Source organism: Nonomuraea cavernae (assembly GCF_040655715.1).
Lineage (GTDB): Bacteria > Actinomycetota > Actinomycetes > Streptosporangiales > Streptosporangiaceae > Nonomuraea > Nonomuraea cavernae_A.
This window is the reverse complement of sequence record NZ_JBFAKL010000013.1, coordinates 172,878-195,793: the sequence shown is the minus strand read 5'-3', so window position 1 is coordinate 195,793 and position 22,916 is coordinate 172,878. Positions and strand designations below refer to the sequence as shown.

Genomic DNA, 22,916 nt, shown 5'->3' with positions numbered 1-22,916 from the left:
CATGCCCGCGATCGAGTGCCACACCACGCTGAAGCACACGGACTTCATCATGAGGAACCACCGGGTGCACGACATATCCGTCATGCCTGGGGTGACGTTCCTCGACCTCGTATTCCGGACGCTGATCGCGACCGGGCGCGCCCCCGGGGAGATCGTCCTGCGCGAGGTGCTGTTCACCGAGGCGATCGTCACCAAGCCGGAGGCTGATCGCGAGATCCGCATCACCGTCGATGGCGAGGACGTTCGGGCGGAGAGCCGCTGGAGCAGGGACGGGACGCCGCTGTCCGGCTGGCGGCGGAACTTCACCGGCAAGCTGGGCACGTCCGGCGGGCCCGTGCCCGGTCCGATCGACGTGGACGCGCTCCGGCGGGGCGCGCGGCGGCAGGGCGACATGGAGGAGCTGTACGCCCGCGCCAGAGCCGAGGACATCAGCCACGGCGAGCCGATGAAGTGCGCCGGGCGGCTGCACCACGGCGACGGCTACCTGCTCGCCGAACTGCGGCAGGAATCGCCGGCTCCGGGCCACGAGGGCTTCCACCTGCACCCCGCCCGGCTGGACGCGGCCACGCTGGCCGGACTGGGGCAGACGCAGGCGTCGGGGGAAGAGCCGTTCATCCCGGTGTACATCGCCGAGTTCCGGGCGCCCGAGCGGCTCGGCGCCGCCTTCTACGTGTACGCGCCGCGGCCGGAGACCATCGCGCCGTCCGGGGACGTGATCACCAACGACTTCGGGCTCTACGACGAGGAGGGACGCTTCGTCGCGGGGTTCGGCGGGCTGTCGTGCAAGCGCATCAGGTCGCCGCGGCTGATCGAGCGGCTGCTCGAGGACTCCGGGCGGCCGGAGCGGCCCGCCGTGAGCCACGACGGCGTCGGCGACCTGGTCGGCCGGCTGCGCGCCCTCGTCGCAGGGCCGCTCGGCCGCGCTCCCGGCGAGGTGCCCACCGACATCGGCTTCTACGACCTCGGCCTGGACTCGGTCACGCTCGTGGACATCAGCGAGCAGCTCGAGAAGGTCGTCGGGCAACGGCTCTACCCGACGCTGCTCTTCGAGTACGGCGACATCGACACGCTCGCCGCCCATCTGTCCTCGGCCTACGACGTCTCGCAGCCGGAGCCGGAGCCGGAGCCGGGCGGGGGTGAGACGCGGTGCTTCCGTGACGTGTGGGTGCCGATGCCCCCGGACGGGGACGATCCCGGCGAGTACCGCGAGGTCACCCCCGGCGCCCAGCCCGACGGTTCCCGGCATTTCCTGGTCCGCGGCACGGCCGGGGAGCCCGCCGATCCCTGCCTGGCCGTCTGGGAGCTGGCGCGGGCCGTCCTCGCCACGAAGCCGGAGCGGCCGGTCACCATCACGTGGGCGCACACCGGTGACGACCCCGCCCACGAGGCCGTCGGCGCGCTGGCCAGGACGATCACCGCGGAGACCCCGCTGATCCGCTGCCGGAGCATCCGCCTGGACGGTTCGGCCCCGGCCAACGCGCTCAGGGACGCCTCCGGCGAGGCCGAGATCCGCTACGTGCGGGGCGAGCGCCTGGTGCGCCGCTGGCTCGCTGCCGAGCCGCGGGACGAGGGTGGTGCCGTCCCGTTCAGGAAGGGCGGCGTGTACGTGATCGCCGGCGGGACGGGCGGGATCGGCCGCGTCCTGGCCGACCACCTGGAACGCCGCCACCAGGCCATTCCCGTGCCGATCAGCAGGAGCGCGGAGATCGCCGCCGACCTGACCAGCCCGTACGAGGTCGAGCGCGCCCTCGCCACGGTGCGCGAGCGCCACGGCCGCGTCGACGGCGTCATCCACTGCGCGGGTGTCAACCGCGACGGGCTCTACCCCGGGAAGCGGGCCGCCGACATCGAGGCGGTGGTGGCGGCCAAGGCCCAGAGCGTGCGCCACCTCGACGACGCGACCAAGGACGACGACCTCGACTGCTTCGTGGTGTTCTCGTCCATCTCGGCGTCCCTGCCGAACGCCGGCCAGGCCGACTACGCCTTCGCGAACGCCTACCTGGAGGAATTCGCGCGCCGGCGCGCGCAGCGGGCTGACCGGTCCGGCCGGACCCTGGCCGTCGCGTGGCCGTACTGGGCCGAGGGCGGGATGCGGGTCGGGCCGGACACGATCGAGCGCTCCCGCACGGCCACCGGGATGATCCCGCTGCCCAGCGAGGCCGCGCTGGACGTGCTCGACCGCGCCCTGAGCGGCACCGAGGACGTCCTGGCGGTGCTGCACGGCGATGCCGAACGCATCACCACCCTGCTGCCGAACCCGTCGTCAACGAACCCGTCGTCAACGAACCCGTCGTCAACGAACCCGTCGTCAACGAACCCGTCGTCAACGGACGCGCGTCCGGTCACCCGGCCTTCCATCGAGGAGCCGGCGGGACGCGGTGAGGAGCCCATCGCCGTCGTCGGCATGGCGGGGCGCTACCCCCAGGCGCCCGACCTCCGCGCCTTCTGGCGCAACCTCGCCGAAGGACGCGACTGCATCGAGGAGATCCCGGCCGACCGCTGGAATCACGACGAGATCTTCGACCCCCAGAAGGGCATCGAGGGCAGGACGTACGGCAAGTGGGGCGGTTTCATCGACGGCGTCGACCGCTTCGACACCGCCTTCTTCGGCATCTCCCGCCGCGACGCCGGACGCATGGACCCGCAGGAGCGGCTGTTCCTGCAGACCTGCTGGCACACGCTGGAGGACGCCGGCTACCCGCCGGACGCGCTGTCGGAGGAGAGCGTCGGCGTGTTCGCGGGCGTCATGTGGAACCACTACCAGCTGGTCGAGGGCGGGGAGGGCGGCGTCGCCCCCACGGCCATGCACGCCTCCATCGCCAACCGCGTCTCCTACACCTTCGACCTGCACGGGCCGAGCCTCGCGCTGGACACCGCCTGCTCCTCCTCGCTGACCGCCGTGCACCTGGCCGTCGAGAGCCTGCGGCGCGGCGAATGCACCCTCGCCCTGGCCGGCGGCGTGAACGCGACCGTGCATCCGCAGAAGTACCTGCAACTCGCCCAGGGACACTGGCTGTCGGAGGACGGCCGGTGCCGCGCCTTCGGCGCAGGCGGCAGCGGGTACGTCCCCGGCGAGGGCGTCGGGGCCGTCCTGCTCAAGCCACTGTCGCGGGCCAGGGAGGACGGCGACCACATCTACGGCGTCATCGCCGCCACCGCCGTCAACCACACCGGCAAGACCAGCGGCGCCACCGTCCCGAGCCCGCGGTCCCAGGCCGCACTCATCGACGCGGCGATCCGCAGGTCCGGCTGGGACCCGGCGAGCATCGGCTACATCGAGGCGCACGGCACCGGCACCTCGCTCGGCGACCCGATCGAGGTCGAGGGCATGCGCCAGGCCCTGCCGCAGGGCGCGGACCGCGCGATCGGCTCGGTCAAGTCCAACATCGGTCACCTGGAGGGCGCCGCCGGGATCGCCGGGCTCACCAAGGTGCTGCTGCAGCTCCAGCACGGGCAGCTGGTGCCATCCCTGCACACGGAGGAGCTGAACCCCAAGATCGACTTCGACGCCATGCCCTTCCACGTGCAGCGCGTGCTCGAACCCTGGGCCCGCCGTGCGGACGGCACGCCCCGGCGGGCCGGGGTCAGCGCGTTCGGCGCGGGAGGCACGAACGCGCACGTCCTGGTCGAGGAGCACGCGCAACCCGCTCCCGAGCGGAGCCCGGACAGGCCCTGTCTCTTCGTGCTCTCCGCCCGCACGCCCGAGGCGCTGCGCGACTATGCCCGCGCCTACACCGGCTTCCTGTCGTCGGCCGACTCCGCCGCGGCCGTGGAGCGGGTGGCCGCGCTGCTCGGCATCCCCGCCGACCAGCTCGACCCCGCCGACTCGCTGGGCGACCTGGGCCTCGACCCCGCCGCGCTGATCCAGCTCGGGCCAGGGCTCTCGCTCGACGACACCGTGGCCGACCTGGCCGGGCCAGGGCCCGCCCTGGCCGACCTCGCCTACACCTCCCAGGTCGGACGGACCGGCATGGCGGTACGGCTGGCGCTCGTCGTGAACGACGTGGCCGAGCTGCGGACCCGGCTGGAGGCGTACGCGCGGGGTGAGAGCCTCGGCTCCGGCGCCTTCACCGGCTCGGGCAGCGGGGAGGGGACGCCGACGGGAGAGGAATGCGTGCGGTTGTTCCGGGCCGGACGGTTGGAGGAGGTGGCGGCGGCCTGGGCCGAGGGAGCCAAGGTGCCGTGGCGTGACTGCCACGACGGCGGGCGGCTGCTGTCGCTGCCGGTCTACCCGTTCCAGGAGGAGAGCTGCCGGCTCGGCCGCCGGCAGCACGGCACGCCTGCCACGGCCGACGAGGTTCCCATGCCTTCCGTCGCCTCCATGCCCGTCGAGCAGCCCGGCGAGGTCGAGGAGGTCCTGCCGGACGGTGAAGGGGTGCGGTTCGAGGTGCTGCCCGAAGGGGTGGCGCTGGTGGTCATGGGTTCCGGGGCGTCCATGTTCACCCGGGAGCTCATCGACGACCTACGGGCCGTGTTCGCGGAGATCTCCGGACGTGAGGACGTCAAGGCGGTCGTGCTCACCGGCAGCGGCAACGTCTTCAGCATGGGCGCCACACCGGAGGCGCTGCGCACCCTCGCGGGTGGCGAGGGACGCTTCACGGACGTGCCGTTCCTGTACGAAGGGCTGCTGCGGTGCGACCGGCCGGTCATCGCCGCCGTCCAGGGGCACGCGTCGGGTGGCGGGCTGGCCTTCGGGCTGTTCGCCGACCTCGTCATCATGGCCGCCGAAGGCGTCTACAGCGCCAACTTCATGAAGTTCGGCTTCACGCCGGGCATGGGCGCGACGTACATCCTCGAAGAGCGGCTCGGCCGCTCACCGGCGCACGAGATGCTCTACACCGGCCGTTCCGTCACGGGCGAAGAGCTCGCCCAGCGAGGCGCCGGCGTGACCGTCCTGCCACGGCGGGACGTGCTGAAGGCGGCGCTCAGGCACGCCCGCTCGATCGCCGCCCTGCCGCTGCCCGCCCTGCGGGCGCTCAAGTCCGAGCTGGCCGGACGGGTGCTCGACCGGCTGTCCGACGTCATCGCCGGGGAGTCCGGGATGCACGAACGGGTGCTGGGGGAGGAGTCGCTGGCCCGCGTCGACGAGTACTTCGCCAAAGTGGACACCTTCAAGGGCGAGCCCCGGACCGAGCGCCCCGCGCCCGTACGTCCCGAGCCCGTACGTCCCGAGCCCGTACGTCATGAGCGGAGCGAACGCCGCGAGGAGTCGGTCTCCACGGACGCCGGCCCCGATCCGGCGCAGGTGCGGGGGGTCATCGAGGGCACGCTCATGAACCACCTCTACCTGGAGGCCCACGAGGTGGACGACTCGCTGAGCTTCAGCGAGATGGGGTTGGACTCGATCGGCGCCGTGGAGATCGTCCGCGACCTGAATCGCGGCTTCGGCCTTGACCTGGACTCCGTCGCCGTCTATGACCACCCGACCATTCCCGCCCTGGTGGACGCCGTACGCGACGCCGCGACCGGCGACGGCCTGAACCCCCCTTCACCGCGGCCCGCTCCCGAGCTGCGGACCCCGGAGGAGGAGCCCGCCGCGACCGGGCAGACCCAGCAGACCGAGCAGGTCGGGCAGACCGAGCAGGTCGGGCAGGCCGAGCAGGTCGGGCAGGCCGAACCGGTTGGGCAGACTGAGCAGGCGGGGCGGGCCTTGCCCCTGGAACCCGCCGAGCCGGAGCGGACAGGTCGCGTTCGGCTGCCCTCGCTCGACGATGGCCGTGCCGAGGTCGAGGAGAAGCCCGCGCCGACCGGCAAGGTCACGCTGGAGGCGGTGGAGACCAGCGAAGAAGTCTCGGGGCGTGCCGGGGACATCGCGGTCATCGGGATGGCCGGGCGCTTCCCGGACGCGCCGGACCTCCGGGCGTTCTGGGAGAACCTGGCGGCCGGGCGGTGCAGCATCCGGGAAGTGCCGCCCGAGCGGTTCGACGTGTCGGCGGTGTACGACACCGACCGGATGGCACCGGGCAGGACGTATAGCAAGTGGGCGGCCATGCTCGCCGACGTCGACGCCTTCGACGCGGGCTTCTTCAACGTCTCGCCCCTTGAGGCGGAGACGATGGACCCGCAGCAGCGGCTGTTCCTGCAGGAGGCGTGGCACGCCCTGGAGGACGCCGGGTACGCGGGCAGGTCGGGCCGCAGGCCGTGGGGGTGCTTCGTCGGCTGCGGGGCAGGTGACTACGCGAGCCTGCTCGCGGCGGCCGGGCGCGACGACACCGGGCACGCCTTCCTCGGCAACGCCTCGTCGGTGCTGCCCGCGCGGATCGCGTACCTGCTGGACTTCGGCGGACCCACCATGGCCGTGGACACCGCGTGCTCGTCCTCGCTGGTGGCCGTGCACCTGGCCTGCGAGAGCATCCGGCGCGGGGAGTGCGAGGCGGCGATCGCGGGCGGCGTGGCCGTGATGAACACCCCGAGGATGCACGTCTGGTGCAGCAAGGCCGGGATGCTCTCGCCGACCGGCACCTGCGCGCCCTTCGACGAGTCGGCGGACGGCATCGTGCTGGGCGAGGGCGTCGGCGTGGTCGTGCTGAAGCGCCTGGACCGGGCGCTGGCGGACGGCGACCACGTGCACGGCGTCATCCGGGCCGGCGGCGTCAACGGCGACGGCGCGACGAACGGGCTCACCGCCCCCAGCGCCTCCTCGCAGGCGGAACTGCTCACCGAGGTGCACCGGCGGGCCGGCGTCCGGCCCGGCGCGGTCGACTACGTCGAGACGCACGGCACAGGGACGGAGCTGGGTGACCCGATCGAGGTCAAGGCTCTGGCGAAGGTGTTCGGCACGGATGAGGCCCGCGAGCGCCCGTGCCGCATCGGGTCGCTCAAGGCGAACGTGGGCCACACCACGATGGCGGCCGGGATCGGCGGGCTGCTCAAGACGCTGCTGGCGTTGCGCCACCGGCAGCTGCCGCCGTCGCCGGGGTTCGTGCGTGCAAACCCGAAGATCGACTTCGCGGACGGCGCGCTCGAAGTGGTCACGAAGCTGTCGGAGTGGACCGCCCATGGCTCCGAGGGACGGGTGGCGGCCGTGAGCAGCTTCGGCTTCAGCGGGACGAACTGCCACATCGTGGTCTCCGAGGCACCCTCCCGCGAACCCCGCACCGGCGCGCACGACGACGAGGACGTCGTCGTGCCCCTGTCGGCGTCGGACGAGCGGACCCTGGCACGGCTGCGCACCGAGCTGGCCGACCACCTGGACGGCGACCCGGAGCTGGACGTGCGCGACGTCGCCCACACGCTCGCCGTCGGCAGGCGGCACCTGGCGGGGGCGCGGAGCGCGTACGTGGCCAGGGATCTCGCGGATCTGCGCGGGCAGCTGCGCGACGGCGCCCGCGCGGCACGGGGCGAGGCGGGACGCCTCGCCGAGCGGTACGCGTCCGGGGACGATCTCGACTGGAGCGACCTGATCGCGGGCGGGCGGCGGGTGCCGCTGCCGGTGTACCCGTTCGCGGGCGACCAGCGCCACTGGGGCGGTCGCGACGGCCACCCGGCACGGCCCGCCCCCGCTCAGCCCGCCCCCGCTCAGCCCGCCCCTGCTCAGCCCGCCTCTGCTCAGCCTGCCCCTGCTCAGCCGGTCCGTGAAGTGAACGCCCGTGAAGAGCATGCCCGTGAAGAGCATGCCCGTGCAGAGAATGCCCGTGCAGAGAATGCCAGTGAAGAGAATGCCCGTGCAGAGAACGTCCGTGAAGCGTGGGTCCGTCCCGATGACTGGCTGGTGGCCGATCACCGGATCGACGGCACCCCTGTGCTGCCCGGTGTGGCCTTCCTGACGATCGCCGCCGACCGTGGCGGGCTGCCCGCGCCGGTGCGGTTCGAGCGGGTCCGCTGGCTGCGTCCGTTCGAGGTGCGCGAGGCCCGTCCCCTGGACGTCGTCGTACACGACGACGGTGGCTTCGAGCTGGGCGGGCATGCCGGCGGCACCCTGCGGAGCGGGAGCGGCGAGCGGCGGCGGCTGGACATCGCCGGGATCGAGGCGCGCTGCGCGGGCCGCCGCCCCGCCGAGGACCTCTACCGCGCCTTCGACCGCGCCGGGCTGCACTACGGCCCCGCGTTCCGGGTGCTGCGCGACATCCGCGTCGGCACCGGCGAGGCCCTCGGCGTCCTGCGGGACGGCGCGCGCTGGGAGGCGCTCCTGGACGGCGCCCTGCAGAGCATCGTGGCGCTGCGTCCGGAGGGCGCCGAGCCCGCGATGCCGTTCAGCGTGGAGTCGGCCGAGCTCGACGGGCCGGTCACCGGCCCCGCCTACGCCCACGTGACCGACGAGGGCCGGGACAGGTACACGGTCCGGCTCGCGGACGCCGGCGGGCAGGTCCGGGCCGAGTTCCAGGGAGTCGTCCTGCGGACCAGGCCGCCCCGCGCCACAGCCGAAGGCATGATCTTCGCGCCGGTCTGGCGCGAGGAGGAGAACGCCGGACCGGCCGCGGGTGGCGGGCGGGCGCTCGTGCTGCACACCCCCGCCGGCGAGCCGCTCGCTCGCGCCCTGCTGGCCGCGCACGAGGACGGCCGCCTGGCGCCGCTGGACGGTCCCGGCCTCCCGGAGGAGCGGTACGACACCGTGTACGTCCTCGCCGGGACCGGCCGGCACACCTCGGCGCCGGCGGACGACCCGACCACACGCGACGTGTTCCGCCTGGTCAAACGACTTTCCAAGCAAGGGCGCGGGGGATGGGCGCCCACAGTGAAGGTGGTTCTGGCGGGAGCCGTGCCAGTAGGGGACGAGGAGACCGTCCCGCACGCGGCGGGTGTGATCGGCCTGACCAGAGCGGTGGCCGCCGAGCACCCGCACTGGACCGTCGGAACCATCGACGTGGGCACCACACCGCCGCGTCCCCTGGACCTCGCCCGCCTGGTGCGCGCCGAGGGCTGCGCCGATGACCTGGTCGCGTTGCGCGACGGGCGCCGGTACGTCCGCACGTTGGAACCGCTGACCGTGGACGCCCAGGACAGCCCGTTCCGGGACGGCAGCCCGTACCGGGACGGCAGCCCGTATCGGGACGGAGGGACGTACCTGATCGTGGGCGGGACGGGCGGGCTCGGCCGCACGCTGAGCAGGCATCTGGCCGCCACGCACGGCGCGCGGCTCGCGCTCGTCGGACGCCGCGAGGTCACGCCGGAGATCCACGAGCAGCTCGCCGAGATCGAGTCGCTCGGGGGCCAGGCCGTGTACCTGCCGGCCGACGTCGCCGACCGGGCCGCGTTCGGCAGGGCCGTCGAGGCGGCGCGGGAGCGGTTCGGCGAGATCCACGGCGCCTTCCACGCGGCCCTGGTGCTGCGCGACATGACGCTCACCCACATGGACGACGACGCGTTCGCCGAGGTGCTGGCGCCCAAGGTCGCCGGAGCGGTCGTCTTCGCGGAGGTGCTCGGGGACGAGCCGCTCGACTTCCTGGCCTACTTCTCCTCGGCGGCCTCGTTCGTCGAGGTGGGCGGGCAGGCGAACTACGCGGCAGCCAGCACGTTCGAGGACGCCTACGCGCTGAGCTTGCGCGACCGGCCGGTAAGCGTGATCAACTGGGGCTATTGGGGCAGCGTCGGCGCGGTCTCGGGGGGCGGCTACGACGACAGGTTCGCCGAGCTGGGCATCGCCTCGATCGAGCCCGAGGAGGGCATGGCGGCGCTGGCGGCCATCCTGAAGGCGGGCGTGCGGCAGGCGCTCGTCGTCAAGGCGGAGCCGGAGGGGCTGGCCCGCATCGGCGTACGCGCCGCCAGCACCGACGAGCGCGGTCGTGACGGCGAGCGCGGTCGTGACGGCGAGCGCGGTCGTGACGGCGAGCACGGTCACGATGGCGAGCGTGGTTACGGTGAGCGCGCCACGCTGGAGCGGGCTCGGGCGGCCTTCGCCGAGCTCGACGAGCTGGCCCACGGCCTGCTGCGCCGCTCGGCGGACCGGATCCGCGCCGTGCGGGAGGTCCGGGAGGACCGCGGGCGGCTGCACGACGCCGTCCTCCACCTGCTGGACAGGCCGGCGCGGGAGCCGTCGCCGGAAGAGGTGCTGGCCCGCTTCCCCGACCTGGAACCGCACGTCAAGCTGCTGACCGCCTGCGTCGACGCGCTGCCCGGCGTGCTGTCGGGTGAGCGCGACCCCATGGAGGTGCTGTTCCCCGGCGGCTCGATGAGCCTGGTCGAACAGGTCTACAAGGGGCAGGCGGTCTCGGACCACTTCAACCGGCTGCTCGGCGAGGAGGTCGCCCGCAGCGGGGCCGGACGCGTCCTGGAGATCGGGGCCGGTACGGGCGCCAGCACCGGCTTCGTGCTGGACGCCCTCGAAGGCCGGGAGATCGAGTACACCTACACCGATATCTCGGCCGGGTTCCTGCGCCACGGCGAGCGGGAGTTCGGCGAGCGCCGCCCGGACCTCGTCTACGCCCTCTTCGACGTCGAACGAGACCCGTCCGAGCAGGGCTTCGAGACCGGGGCGTACGACGTCGTGCTGGCCACGAACGTGCTGCACGCCACCGCCGACGTCGGCCGGACGCTGCGCAACGCCGCGGCGCTGCTGCGCCCCGGCGGGCGGCTGCTGGTCAACGAGGTGACCCGGGCGGCCGATTTCCTGACCCTCACCTTCGGGCTGACGCCGGGATGGTGGCGCTTCACGGACGAGGAGCCGCGGCTGCCGCACAGCCCGCTGCTCAGCGCGGTCGGGTGGCAGCGGGCGTTCAGGGACGCCGGTCTCACCCCCGCCCGCACTCTGGGCATCCCCGGCACGCCCGTCGAGGAGCTCGACCAGTGCGTCCTGGTGGGCGAGGCGATGGCCTCCACCGGCACTGGCACCGGCGCGCGCGACTACGTCAAGCGGGTGTTCGCGGAGGTGCTCAAGTACGGCACGACCGACCTGGACGAGCGCGCCACGTTCGAGACCTTCGGCATCGACTCGCTGGTGAGCCAGAACGTCATTCACCGGTTCGAGCAGGACCTCGGCCCGCTGCCGTCCACCCTCTTGTTCGAGAACCTCACCATCGAGGAGCTGGCCGCGCATCTGGAGGCCGAGCACGGCGAGCGCCTGCGCGCGACCCTGGGACAGGAGCCCGCGTGGGAGGAGCCAGCGCGGATCACGCGGCGGCGGGAGCCCGCTTCGCAGGCCCTCGACATCGCCGTGGTCGCGGTGACCGGCCGCTACCCGGCCTCACCTGATGTGGACGCCTTCTGGCGCAACCTCGCGAAGGGGACGAACTGCATCACCGAGGCGGACCGCTTCGATCTGGACGCCCTGTACGACCCCAAACGAGGCCGCAAGCAGCGCACCTACAGCCGGTGGGGCGGCTTCATCGAGGGCGTGGAGGAGTTCGACGCGCCGTTCTTCGGCATCCTCCCGCGCGACGCCGAGATCACCGACCCGCAGGAGCGCCTGTTCCTGGAGACCGCCTGGACCCTACTCGAAGACGCCGGCTACCTGGGCGAACACACCAGGCAGCCGCGCACCGGCGTCTTCGTCGGCACCATGTACGGCTCCTACGGCCGGATGGCGGCGGCCGAAGGCTGGCCGCGCGGCAGATTCGCCGGGGCGCACTCGGCGTACTGGTCGATCGCCAACCGGGTGTCGTACTTCTTCGACCTGCGCGGGCCGAGCTTCGCCGTCGACTCGGCCTGCTCGTCCTCGCTGACCGCGATCCAGCTCGCCTGCGAGAGCCTGCGGCGCGGCGAGTGCGCGCACGCCATCGCGGGCGGCGTGAACCTCATCCTGCACCCCGCTCACTTCGTCTCGCTCTGCTCGCTGAACATGCTCGCCGCCGACGACGCCTGCAAGGTGTTCGACGAGGCGGCGGACGGCTTCGTGCCGGGTGAGGGCGTCGGCGCGGTGCTGCTGAAGCCGCTGGCCGACGCTGAGGCGGACGGCGACCGGATCTACGGCGTCATCAAGGGCGCCTTCGCCAACGCCGGCGGGAAGACCGCCGGCTACACCGTGCCCAACCCGGGCGCCCAGGCCGACCTGGTCTCCGAGGCGGTGCGGCGGGCCGGGGTGGACCCGCGGACCGTCTCCTACGTCGAGGCGCACGGAACGGGCACCGCGCTCGGCGACCCCATCGAGATCGCCAGCCTGACCAGGGCGTTCGGCTCCGATGAGGGAGACGGCGTGGACGGCGTGGACCGCATGGTCGGCTCCGTCAAGGCCAACATCGGGCATCTGGAGGGGGCGGCGGGCATCGCCGGGCTGACGAAGGTGCTGCTGCAGTTCCAGCACGGGCAGGTGGCTCCCTGCGCGAACCTGGAGACTCCCAACACGAAGATCGACTTCGCCGCGTCGCCCTTCCGTCCGCCGGACCGGCTGACCGACTGGCACCGGCCCGTCCTGGACGACGAGACGTTCCCGCGCCGGGCGGGGGTGAGCTCTTTCGGGGCCGGCGGGGCCAACGTGCACGTGGTCCTGGAGGAGTACGTGCCGTCCGCCGGGACGCCGCCGCAGCCCGCGGACGCGGGGGAGCACGTGGTGTTGCTCTCGGCGCGCACCCGCGACCAGCTCCGCGCCATGGCGGGCCGGGTCGCCGACGTCGCCGCGAGCGGGACGGCCGGGCCGGCCGAGCTGGCCTACACCACCCAGGTGGGCCGGGCGGAGCTGCCCGAACGGCTCGCCGTACGGGCCGCCGGCCTGGACGAGCTCGCCGACCGGCTGCGGTCCTTCGCGGAGGTCGGCGAGGCCGAGGGAGTCGTCGTCGGGACGGCGAAAGCCGGGCCGGACGAGATCCCATCAGTGGCCGGGGTGGACGAGGTCCCGGCGGAGGACGACGCCGAGTGGCTCGCGGCGAGGTGGGTGGCGGGCGCCCGCGTGAACTGGGGAGCGAGGTGGCCCGCACCGCACCCGCGCCGCGTCACGCTGCCGCCCTACCCCTTCGACCGGCGCCGCTACTGGCTGCCGTCCGATTCCGCCCAGCAGCCGGAACCGGCGCGGCCGTCTGGGTCCGCGCAGCCGGAAGAACCTGCCCATCAGCCGGAGTTCGCGGAGGCGCTCCCGGCCTTCGCACCGGCCCGCGAGAGCGAGCCCGTGGGAGGGGAGGCCGCCGACGCGCGATGCACCTACCTGCGGCCGGTCTGGACGCCTGCCCCGCTTCTCGGAGAGACCCGGGAGCCGAGCATGCTCCTGGTGGTCACCGAGGACGACCGGCTCGCCGAGGCGCTCGGCGGCGTCCGGGTCCGGTTCGGAGCCGCGTTCTCCTCGGACGCGGGCTCGTACACCATCGATCCCGCCGAGCCTGAGCACGCCGCCCTCCTGCTCGGCGACCTGGACGAGACGCCAGATGCACTCGTGATCGCCCCGTCGGACCCGTACCCCGGCAGCGCCGCCTTCGAAGCCCTGCTGTGGACGGCCACGGCTGCTCTGCGTGAAGGGGGCCCGCTGCGGGTGGTGGTGTCCGCCTCGACCGGCGAGCCGCACCACACCGCCCTGGCCGCCGCGCTGAGAACGCTGGCCCTGGAGCACACCAAGTTCAGCGGCGTGTGCGTCACCGGAGCCGACCCGGCGCGGGTCGCGGCCGAGTTGCGGGCGCCCGGCGCCGGCGCCGGTCCGGAGCAGCGGGTCTCCGAGGTCGCCTACCGCGACGGCACCCGCCTGCTGAAGGGCATGGAGCCGTACGAGCCGCCCTCGCCGGAACTGGACGTCCGGCGGGACGGCACCTACCTGATCACCGGCGGCGCCGGCGCCATCGGGCTGGCCTTCGCCCGCTTCCTCGCCGAGCGGGGGGCGGCGAAGCTGGTCCTGACCGGACGGTCCGAGCCCGGCGACGACCTCGCGCGGCGGATCGCCGAGCTGCCCGCCGTCCACGTGCGCGCCGACGTGTGCTCGGCCGGCGACCTGCGCGACCTGCTCGACCAGCACGGCCCCTTCCACGGCGTCATCCACGCCGCCGGAATCCACCGGGACGCCCGAGCCGTGCGCAAACGTCCCGAGGACACGCGGGCCGTCCTGAGTCCCAAGATCCTCGGCACCACCCTGCTCGACGAGGCCCTGCGCGGGCAGCCGCTGGACTTCCTGGCGCTGTTCTCGTCCGTGGCCGCCGAGACCGGCAACATCGGGCAGATCGACTACGCCTACGCCAACGCCTTCCTCAACCACTTCGCCGACCGGCGCGAGCGGCTCGGGCACGGCAGGACGCTCGCCATCGGCTGGCCGCTGTGGGAGGAGGGTGGCATGACGGTGGACGACGCCACCCGCCGGCTGTTCGAACGCCGCTGGGGCAGCGTCCCGATGAGCACCCCCGCCGGGCTCACCGCCTTCACCAGAGGGCTCGCCGGACCCGAGACGAGCTTCGCCGTGGTCGAGGGCCCCGCCGAGTCCGCCCCCGAACAGTCCCAGCCGCCCGCGACCCCCGAACCCGAGGTTATGGAGATGAGCGAGCCCATGTCCGCGCCGGAGACGACCAGGCCCGGCGACGATCTGATCGAGGCGGTCCGGGCGGAGCTGCGCCGGGCGGCGGCCGGATTCCTGCTGGTGGGCGAGGAGCACGTGGACCTCGACGCCGAGCTGATGGACATGGGGTTCGACTCGATCTCCCTGGCCGAGCTGGTGGACCAGGTCAACGAGCGGTACCGGCTGGACCTGCTGCCGACCGTGCTCTTTGAGGCGTCCAACCTGGCCGCCTTCTGCGACCACCTGCTCTCGGAGCACCCGGCCGAGGTGGCCGCCGCCCACACGCCGCCCCGACCTGCCGAAGAGCCGGCCGCAAAGCCCGCCGAAGAGCCTGCCGGGCAGCGGGAGAACGCCGAGCCAGGCCCGGCGCCGGAGACCGTGAACTCGCCCCCACGGCCCGGCGCCGGGACCTCCCCGCCGGCGCCCGGCGGCGTCGCGATCGTCGGCATGGCGGGCAGCCTGCCCGGCTCCTCCGACCTGGACGACTTCTGGCGGCACCTGGCCGAAGGACGGGACCTCACCCGCTCGGTCCCCGAGTCCCGGCGCGAGCTGCGCGAGAACCCCGAGACGGCGAACGTCCGCGCCGGGTTCCTCGACGACGTGCGCTCCTTCGACGCCGCGCTGTTCGGCATCTCGCCCAAGGAGGCGGCGATGATGGACCCGCAGCAGCGGCTGTTCCTGCAGACCGTCTGGCGGGCCGTCGAGGACGCCGGCTACCGGCCCTCCGACCTGGCAGGGACCAGGACGGGCCTGTTCGCCGGCGTGTCCGCGTGCGACTACGACGACCTGCTGCGCGAGCACGGGGTGCCGGTCGAGGCGCACACGGCCAGCGGCGTGGCCGACTGCATCCTGGCGAACCGCGTCTCGCACCTGCTGGACCTGCGCGGGCCGAGCGAGGCGGTGGACACCGCCTGCTCCAGCTCCCTCGTCGCCCTGCACCACGCGGTGCGCGCCATCGAGAACGGCGAATGCGACGCGGCCATCGCCGGTGGCGTCAACCTGACGCTGAGCCCGGGGCTCTTCATCGCGTTCGCCAAGTCCGGCATGATCAGCGAGGACGGCGTCTGCAAGACGTTCGACGAGCGCGCCGACGGCTACGGCCGAGGCGAGGGCTGCGGAGCCGTGCTGCTCAAGCCGATGAAGGCAGCGTTGGAGGACGGCGACCAGATCCTCGCCGTGGTCAGGGGCAGCGCGGTCAACCACGGGGGCCGGGCCAGCTCTCTTACCGCGCCCAACCCCGAGGCGCAGGCGCGCGTGCTGATCGACGCCTACCGCAAGGCGGACGTCGATCCCGCGCGGGTGAGCTACATCGAGGCGCACGGCACCGGCACCAGGCTCGGCGACCCGATCGAGATCGAGGGCATGAAGAAGGCGTTCGCCCGGCTGTACGCCGACCGGGGGCTGCCCGCGCCGGACGCCCCGCACATCGCCCTCGCCTCCGTGAAGACCAACATCGGCCACCTGGAGGCGGCGGCCGGCATCGCCGGGCTGCTCAAGGTGTTGCTCTGCATGCGCAACGGGGCGCTGCCACCGACGATCAACTACGAGCGCCCCAACCCGTACGTGCGGCTGGAGGGGACTCCGTTCACCGTCAACACGCGGCTCACGCCGTGGGACGCGGCGGACCGGGTGGCCGGGCTCAGCTCGTTCGGCTTCGGCGGCACGAACGCGCATGTGGTGCTGGAGGCGTACCGGCAGGAGATCCCGGCGGACACCGCAGGGGAGCCGCGGCTGCTGGTCCTGTCGGCGGCCGGCCAGGAGGCCCTGGAGGAGTACGCGGCGAGCGTCGCCCGCTACATCCGGGATCATCCGGAGATCGGCCTCGACCGCATCGCCTACACGCTGCAGATCGGACGCCGCCCCCTGACCGAGCGGCTCGCCGTGGTCGTCCACGATCGCGAGCAGGCGGTCCGGGCGCTGAGCGGCGAACTGGACGAGGTGCACCGGGGCACCGCCCGCAAGGACGCCCCCGCGCCGTGGGGGACCGGGCTGGAGGACGTCGCGGAGGCATGGGTCTCCGGCAGCGAGGTGGACTGGCCGCGGCTGTGGCGGGACCCGCGCCCGGTGCGGGTCTCGCTCCCCGGCCCGCCCTTCGCCCGTACCGAGCACTGGTTCACGGCTCCCGCGCCGACGCGGCCCGTCCCGCGGGCCGACGGGGCCGTCCAGCGGACGAGCGACGGAAAGGTGCGCCTGCGCGCCGCCAAGGGCGGCCAGCCGCCGAACGCGGGCGGTCCGGCCGAGCGGGCGGGCCGCCCTCAGCCGGGCAGAGCCGGCCCGGCCGAGCGGGCGGAGGCCGTGCAACTGGACGAGACGCCGGTCGCGCCCGCCGGGAGCGCCGGCGGGCCCGCCGGGGTGGAGGAGATGCTGCGCGAACGGCTCTCCGCGATCCTGGACACCGACCCGGCCGGCGTGGACGTGGACACCCCCTTCGGGGAGCTGGGGCTCGACTCCATCTTCAGGATGGAGCTGGTCAAGGCGATCAACACCGCCTTCTCCCTCGACCTGCAGGCAGCGGAGTTGTACGAGTACGACACCGTGGACCGGCTCGCCGGTGCCGTGGAGGCGGCGATCGCCGACGCCCCCCGGCCCGAGCCGGAGCCCGAGCCCGAGCCCGAGCCCGAGCCGGAGCCGGAGCCGGAGCCGGAGCTGAAGTCCAAGCCGGACCTGAAGCCGGACCCCGACCCCGCCCCGGAGCCCAAGCCGGAGCCGGCGCGGGAGAAGGCGCCGACCGGCCTGGACGAGCAGCTCGCGGAGTTGATCGGCTCGATCATCGAGCGCCCCCTCGACCGCGACCGTGACTTCGCCGACAACGGGCTCACCTCCTTCGAGATGCTGCGCGTGGTGAGCGCCCTGGAGAAGCAGGTCGGCGCGTTGCACAAGACCCTCCTGTTCGACCACCCCACGCTCGCGGAGCTGGCCGCGCACCTGCGCGACGAGTGCGGCGCCGACGCCGTCCGGAGCCCGCGGGAGCCGGACGGGCTCGCGGTGCACGAGGTGGACGCGCGCGACGGCGATCCGGTCGTGCTGCTGAAGCGGGACCTGCACCGGCATCCGGAGCTGCGCGAGCTGGTGGAGGGCATCGACCGCCGCCACGCCAAGGAGGGCGGATTGGCCGGCCGCGACATCGCGCCGCTGGCCTTCATCGGCTCGGCCAGGAAGGGATACCTGCACTTCTCCGAGAGCGGCGGCAACCTGCTGGCCTGGAACTACGCGGGCTCGGAGGAGTACTTCCACGAGCTGGTCGAGGAGTACGCCGGATACGCGAAGGCGAACGGCCTGCGGCCCAACTTCCTCTCCCTCGTCCCGGTGCGCGAGGTGGCCGGGCAGCAGTACAGCGCGACGCCGTTCGGGGCCGTGCAGCGGCTTGAGGATCTGGGCTCCTTCACCCTCAAGGGCGGGCGGATGGAGCGCCTGCGTTACATGGTGCGGCGCTTCCGCAAGGCGGGCGAGTGCCGCACGGTCGAGTACCGCTCGGGCGACGACCCCGCGATGGACCGCAGGCTGGCCGAGCTGGTGGACGAGTGGGCCGGCCGCAAGCAGATGGTCAACCCGTACGTGCCGGTCGTCCGGCGGGAGATCGAGGAGGGGCGCCTGGACCGCAGGCACCGCGTCTTCGTCACTTATCTGGACGACGAGGTGGCCAACGCGGTCGTGATCACGAAGATCCCGTCGGAGCACGGCTACCTGCTGGACGTCGAGTTCTACCCGAAGGGCATGCCACTCGGCGGGCTGGAGTTCGCGATCGTGCGCGTCATCGAGCAGCTCAAGGACGAGGGATGCACGATGTTCAGCTTCGGCGCGAGCTTCGGCGTGGAGACCGAGGAGTCGGCCAACGCTGCCCCGGACATCAGGGAGGCGCTGGATGAGCTGCGCTCGATGGGGATCTTCGGCGAGGGGAACTTCCAGTTCAAGAACAAGTTCCGGCCGGTCAACGTCCCCCTCTACCTGTGCCAGCCGGAAGGGCCGGACCGCACTCCGGTATCCGAGATCATCCTCATGATCGCGGATCCGAACGTCAGACCCGCCGCGGAAGAGAAGCCCTCCGGGGACACCGGCGAGAAGCCGGCCGCCGGGGACAGGCTGGTCGCCGGGGACAGGCTGGTCGCCGCGCGCAGCCACGAGACGGCCGTCAGGGACAAGCCGGTCGCGGCGAACGGCGACGAGACGGTCGCCAGGGACAGGCTGCTCGCCGGGTACGGCGACGAGCCGGCCAGGATCCCCGCCCACCACATCACCACCGACCTGATCACCGACTCCTGGGCCGAGCTGGACGCCCCCTGGATCGCCGAGCGACTGCGGCGGCTGACGGACCGGTCGGCCGCCCGCCCGGACGCGCCGGAGATCGAGGGCCTGCCGTTCCCCTTCGTGGTTCCGACGGGATCCGGCCGGTCGGCGGAGGCGCTGCTGTGCCGGTCGTGGCCGGGGCGGCGGGGACGAGTGCTGCACAACGGCCTGTTCCCGACGTGGTTCCTGAGCCTGGCCGACAACGGGTTCAAACCGGTCGAGATCCCAGGTGGCGCGGAACTGGACGTCGAGGCGCTCCGGTCGGAGCTGGCCGGGGACGAGCCGGTGTCGTTCGTCTGCGTGGAGGTGAGCAACAACGCGGCCGGCGGCCGGCCGGCCTCCCTGGCGAACCTGCGCGAGGTCAAGGAGGCCGCGGCCGGGCACGGCGTCCCGCTGGTGATCGACGGCGCCCGCGTGGTGGAGAACGCGGTGGCGATCGCGGACGGCCGGGACGTGTGGGAGGTCGTCCGCGAGATCCTTGACCTGGCCGACAGCGCGACGATCAGCCTGTCCAAGGACTTCGGGGTGCCGTTCGGCGGGCTGCTCGCCACCCGCGACGAGGCGCTGCGGCGGCGGGTCGCCGAGCGGCTGGAGACGTGGGGCAGGGACGTCGGCCTGGCCAACCGCAGGATCATCGCGGCCGCGCTGGAGGACCGCGAGACGGTGGTCGAGCAGGTGCGCGCCCGGATGGACGCGGTGGCGGCGCTCTGGCAGGGCATGGCGGAGTCGGGCGTGCCGCTGGAGGGCCCGGCCGGCGGCCACTGCGTGCTGCTCAAGGACGCCGACCACGTCCGGATCTTCCGCGAGACGGGCATCAGGAGCGCTCCGCACTTCGGCCGCAAGGGCCTGGTGCGGCTGGCGGTGCCGGTCGGCCTGAGCGTTGAGGAGGCCAAGGACGCCGCCGCCCGCCTGGCCGCGGTCCTCGGCGGCGACGCTCCTTCCAAGAAGCCCACCGAACGGAAACCCACCGAACGGAAACCCGCCGAGCGGAAACCCGCCGGACAACGGAGAAAGAGCGCGGACAACCCCAATCTGGCGATCCTGCGCGAGCACCAGCCCGACGTCGCGCACGAGATCGTGGACACCCCCGGCGGGGACGTGGAGGTGTTCAGCGCCGGTTCGGGACCGCCGCTCCTGCTCATGCACCCGTTCAACATCGGCGCCGGCGTCTACGCCCGGCAGTTCGAGGGCCTGGCGCACCGCTACCGGGTGACGAGCGTGCACCATCCGGGCGTCGGCAACACCACGGCCGCCTCCGACCTGTCGTTCGACGGCCTGGCCCGGCTCTGCCACGACGTCGCGGGCGGTCCCGCGCACGTGGCCGGGGCTTCGTTCGGCGGCCTGATCGCCCTGACGTACGCGCTGGCCTACCCGGACGACACCGAGTCGCTGATCCTGATCGGCAGCTCCTACCGCATCGGCAACCGCGTGGGCGACATCGACAAGCTGGAGGTGGTGGCCACCCAGGACTTCGACCGGGTCATCGAGGGCAGCGGGTCGAAGCGGCTGCGCGAGCGGCGGGCCGGGCTGATGCGGCTGTTGCTGCGCGCGGAGAGCATGGCCCCGCAGGTCGGCCTGCGGTACCTGGACGTGTTCGCCGAGCGGCCCGATCTCGGCGACCGGCTGGAGAAGGTCCGGGCGCGCACCCTGATCATCCAGGGCCGGCACGACACCGTGATCCCGGCCAAGACCGCGCACCTGCTGCACGGCATGATCCCCGACGCCCGCTACGAGGAGATCCCCGACGCGGGACACTTCCCGCAGCTCACCAGTCCCGACCACGTCAACCGGCTCATCTGCGAGTTCCACGATGAACAGAATTGACGAAAGCACCGTGACCAGGACCGCGCTGGTGAAACCCGGCATGTGCGGGCCCAACTCGCTGTTCGTGGGCCAGGTCGGCGACTGGACCTGGGACACGGTCAGCGCGCTGTGCGGCACGAACGCCTTCGACGCGCGGAACACTGTCGGCGATCCGACGTACCTGTCGTTCTACTACTTCCACGTCCGGGGCAGCCGGGACCTGCACGTCAACGCGCTGACGTTCGGCGACGAGCTGGAGGTCACCTCCAGGCTGTTCGGCTTCGGCAGCGAGTCGGTGCTGGCCCTGCACCGGATCGGCCGCGACGGCGGCCAGGCCGGGCCGCTCGACCCGGACCGCTTCTACGCCTTCGACGACCCCCGCTGCATCTACGTGGAGACCTTCAACCGCTGGATCGCGAGGAGCGTCCAGGGCAGCAACGAGGGCCTGGTCAAGTCGTCCCCGGTGGACTTCAGGCACGAACATCTGCCGACGCTGCCCGGCGCGTACTCGCCGAGGAGGGTCTACAGCCACGCGAGGAGCACCGGCACCTTCCTGGACCGCAAGCCGGACGATCCGGTCACGTTCACCGCCGACTACCCGGTGGAGCCGTCCAGGGACCTCAACGGCGTGGGCCTGCTCTACTTCGCCTCCTACTTCTCGATCATCGACTGGGCGCTGCTGCGCTTCTGGCGGCACCGGGGCTTCAGCGTCGCGGACTTCCTCGGCCGCGTCGTGCTCGACCAGCGGCTCTGCTACCTGGGCAACGCGAACGCCGACTCGGTGTTGCGCCTCCGCCTGGAGTGCTGGCCGGCGGCCACGAACGAGAACGCGAACGCGAACGAGAAGGAGAACGAGGAGATCGTCAACCTCGTCATGGAGGACCGGGGCCGCACGATCGCGGTCAGTACCCTGCACCTGCTCAGGAGGGGAGACACCGATGGCGACGCGTGAACACGTCGAAGGCGTCGTGCACAAGGCGATCGACGAGATCCTGCCCGGCGTCGAGATCGACGGCCGGGCGCACCTGAAGGACCTGGGCGCGGACTCCGTGGACCGGGTCGAGATCATCCTGGCCGTGCTCGACCGGCTCGGCGTCTCCGAGCCGCTGTCCTCCTTCGGCGGCGTGCCCAGCATCGACGCCCTGGTCGACTACCTGTGGGAGCGTTTGACATCCTCCACCCGCCTGAAGGCGGGGGATTCCAACAGCACCTACCCCGCGAGGAGGAGAGCGCGTTGAGGTTCACGGTTCATCGGCTCACCCAACGGCGGGCCTCCCCGTGCAGCGACCGCATGCCCTGCGGCCGTATCGCGGATGTTCTTGGCCGCGTTGACGTCGGCGTGCGCCTGGTGTCCGCAGGCGACGCAGCGGAATCGAGATTGGCTCTCTCTCGACTCGGCCGCGCGGTGCCCGCAGGCGTTGCAGGTCTGCGACGTCCAACGCGGGTTGATCTTCTGGACACGGCCGGGAGCCTTGCGCTCCAGCCGTTCTACAAGCCGGCCCCACCCGGCGGCGAGGATGCCCCGGTTGAGGCCGGCTTTCTGCTGGACGCTCCGGCCCGGCGCTTCGAGAGCGCCCTTCGCCGACCGCGTCATGTTGCCGATCTTCAGGTCCTCGACCGCGATCATGTCGAAACGGCGGGCCAGATCGGTGGAGGTCTTTTCGACCCAGTCTTTGCGCCGATCGACCTCGCGCGCCTTCAGCTTCGCGATCGCCTGCTTGACCTTGGCGCGCCGGTTCGACCCGTGCTCAGCACGCGCCAACTTCCGCAAGAGCCGCTGCATGCGGGTCATCTCGGTGTCGCGCAGGATGGGTGCGTTCAACATCTGGCCCGTGGAGAGCGCCGCCGACACCGCGACACCTCGGTCCACGCCGACGACCTCGCCCGCCCCCGGAGCGGGGATCGGCTCCGGGACGGCGGCGAACGCCACATGCCAGCGTCCCGCCCGGTCGCGGGTCACCCGGAACGACTTCACACCTTCCGGGACGGTGCGGGACCAGCGGAAGCGGACCCAGCCCACCTTCGGGACCTTCACCTCACCCACCTTGCGGGACAGGCGGCGAACATCTCCGGCCTTGACCGCGACGATGCGGAACCCTTCACCCTGGCCGCGTTTGCGCCACGTCGGGCGGCGGTGGGTTTTGCCGAAGAAGTTCGCCATGGCTTGGGCGAAGTCCTTGAGCGCCTGCTGCTGCACCACGATCGACCCGCCGCGCAGCCACTCGTTCTCCGCACGCGCCTGCGTGAGCTGCCTGCACTGCTCGGCGAATCCGGGCGCGCTCTTGCGGCCCGGCCTCCAGTGCGCGTGCTGCTCGACCGCGAGGTTCCACACGTATCGGGCGTGCCCGCAATGCCCGGCCAGCGCCGCCTCCTGGGCAGGTGTCGGCTGGAGCCGGTAGCGGGACATGCCGAGCAACCTACCGACCCGCACCGACAAAACCGGGAGCCCGAAGTGTCCGACCGTTCCGCGTTTCCTCCCCGCCCTGAAGGACGG

General features: G+C 72.7%; 4 protein-coding genes. 3 read left to right on the top strand and 1 reads right to left on the bottom strand.

Going from position 1 to position 22,916, the window contains the following annotated elements; translation table 11 throughout:
* The first annotated feature begins 1 nt into the window (after position 1).
* Genes AB0I38_RS20950 through AB0I38_RS20940 form a run of 3 tightly spaced genes read left to right on the top strand, consistent with a single transcriptional unit; the run spans position 2 to position 21,660 of the window.
* Complete coding sequence (locus AB0I38_RS20950) at positions 2-20,443, top strand: SDR family NAD(P)-dependent oxidoreductase (protein ID WP_358470270.1); 20,442 nt, start codon at positions 2-4, stop codon at positions 20,441-20,443.
* Positions 20,430-21,374, top strand: a complete 945-nt coding sequence (locus AB0I38_RS20945) for an LnmK family bifunctional acyltransferase/decarboxylase (RefSeq protein WP_358470267.1) — start codon at positions 20,430-20,432, stop codon at positions 21,372-21,374. The genes AB0I38_RS20950 and AB0I38_RS20945 overlap by 14 nt, the downstream gene beginning before the upstream one ends.
* Positions 21,361-21,660: a phosphopantetheine-binding protein gene (locus tag AB0I38_RS20940; protein WP_358470264.1), complete on the top strand. Its 300-nt coding sequence runs from the start codon at positions 21,361-21,363 to the stop codon at positions 21,658-21,660. Before AB0I38_RS20945 ends, AB0I38_RS20940 begins: the two co-directional genes overlap by 14 nt.
* Here the strand turns inward: AB0I38_RS20940 and AB0I38_RS20935 are convergent.
* A complete protein-coding gene (locus tag AB0I38_RS20935; protein WP_358470261.1) occupies positions 21,633-22,829 on the bottom strand; it encodes an RNA-guided endonuclease InsQ/TnpB family protein in 1,197 nt (398 codons plus the stop codon). The two genes, AB0I38_RS20940 and AB0I38_RS20935, sit on opposite strands and share 28 nt — an antisense overlap.
* Between the last annotated feature and the right edge of the window lie 87 nt (positions 22,830-22,916).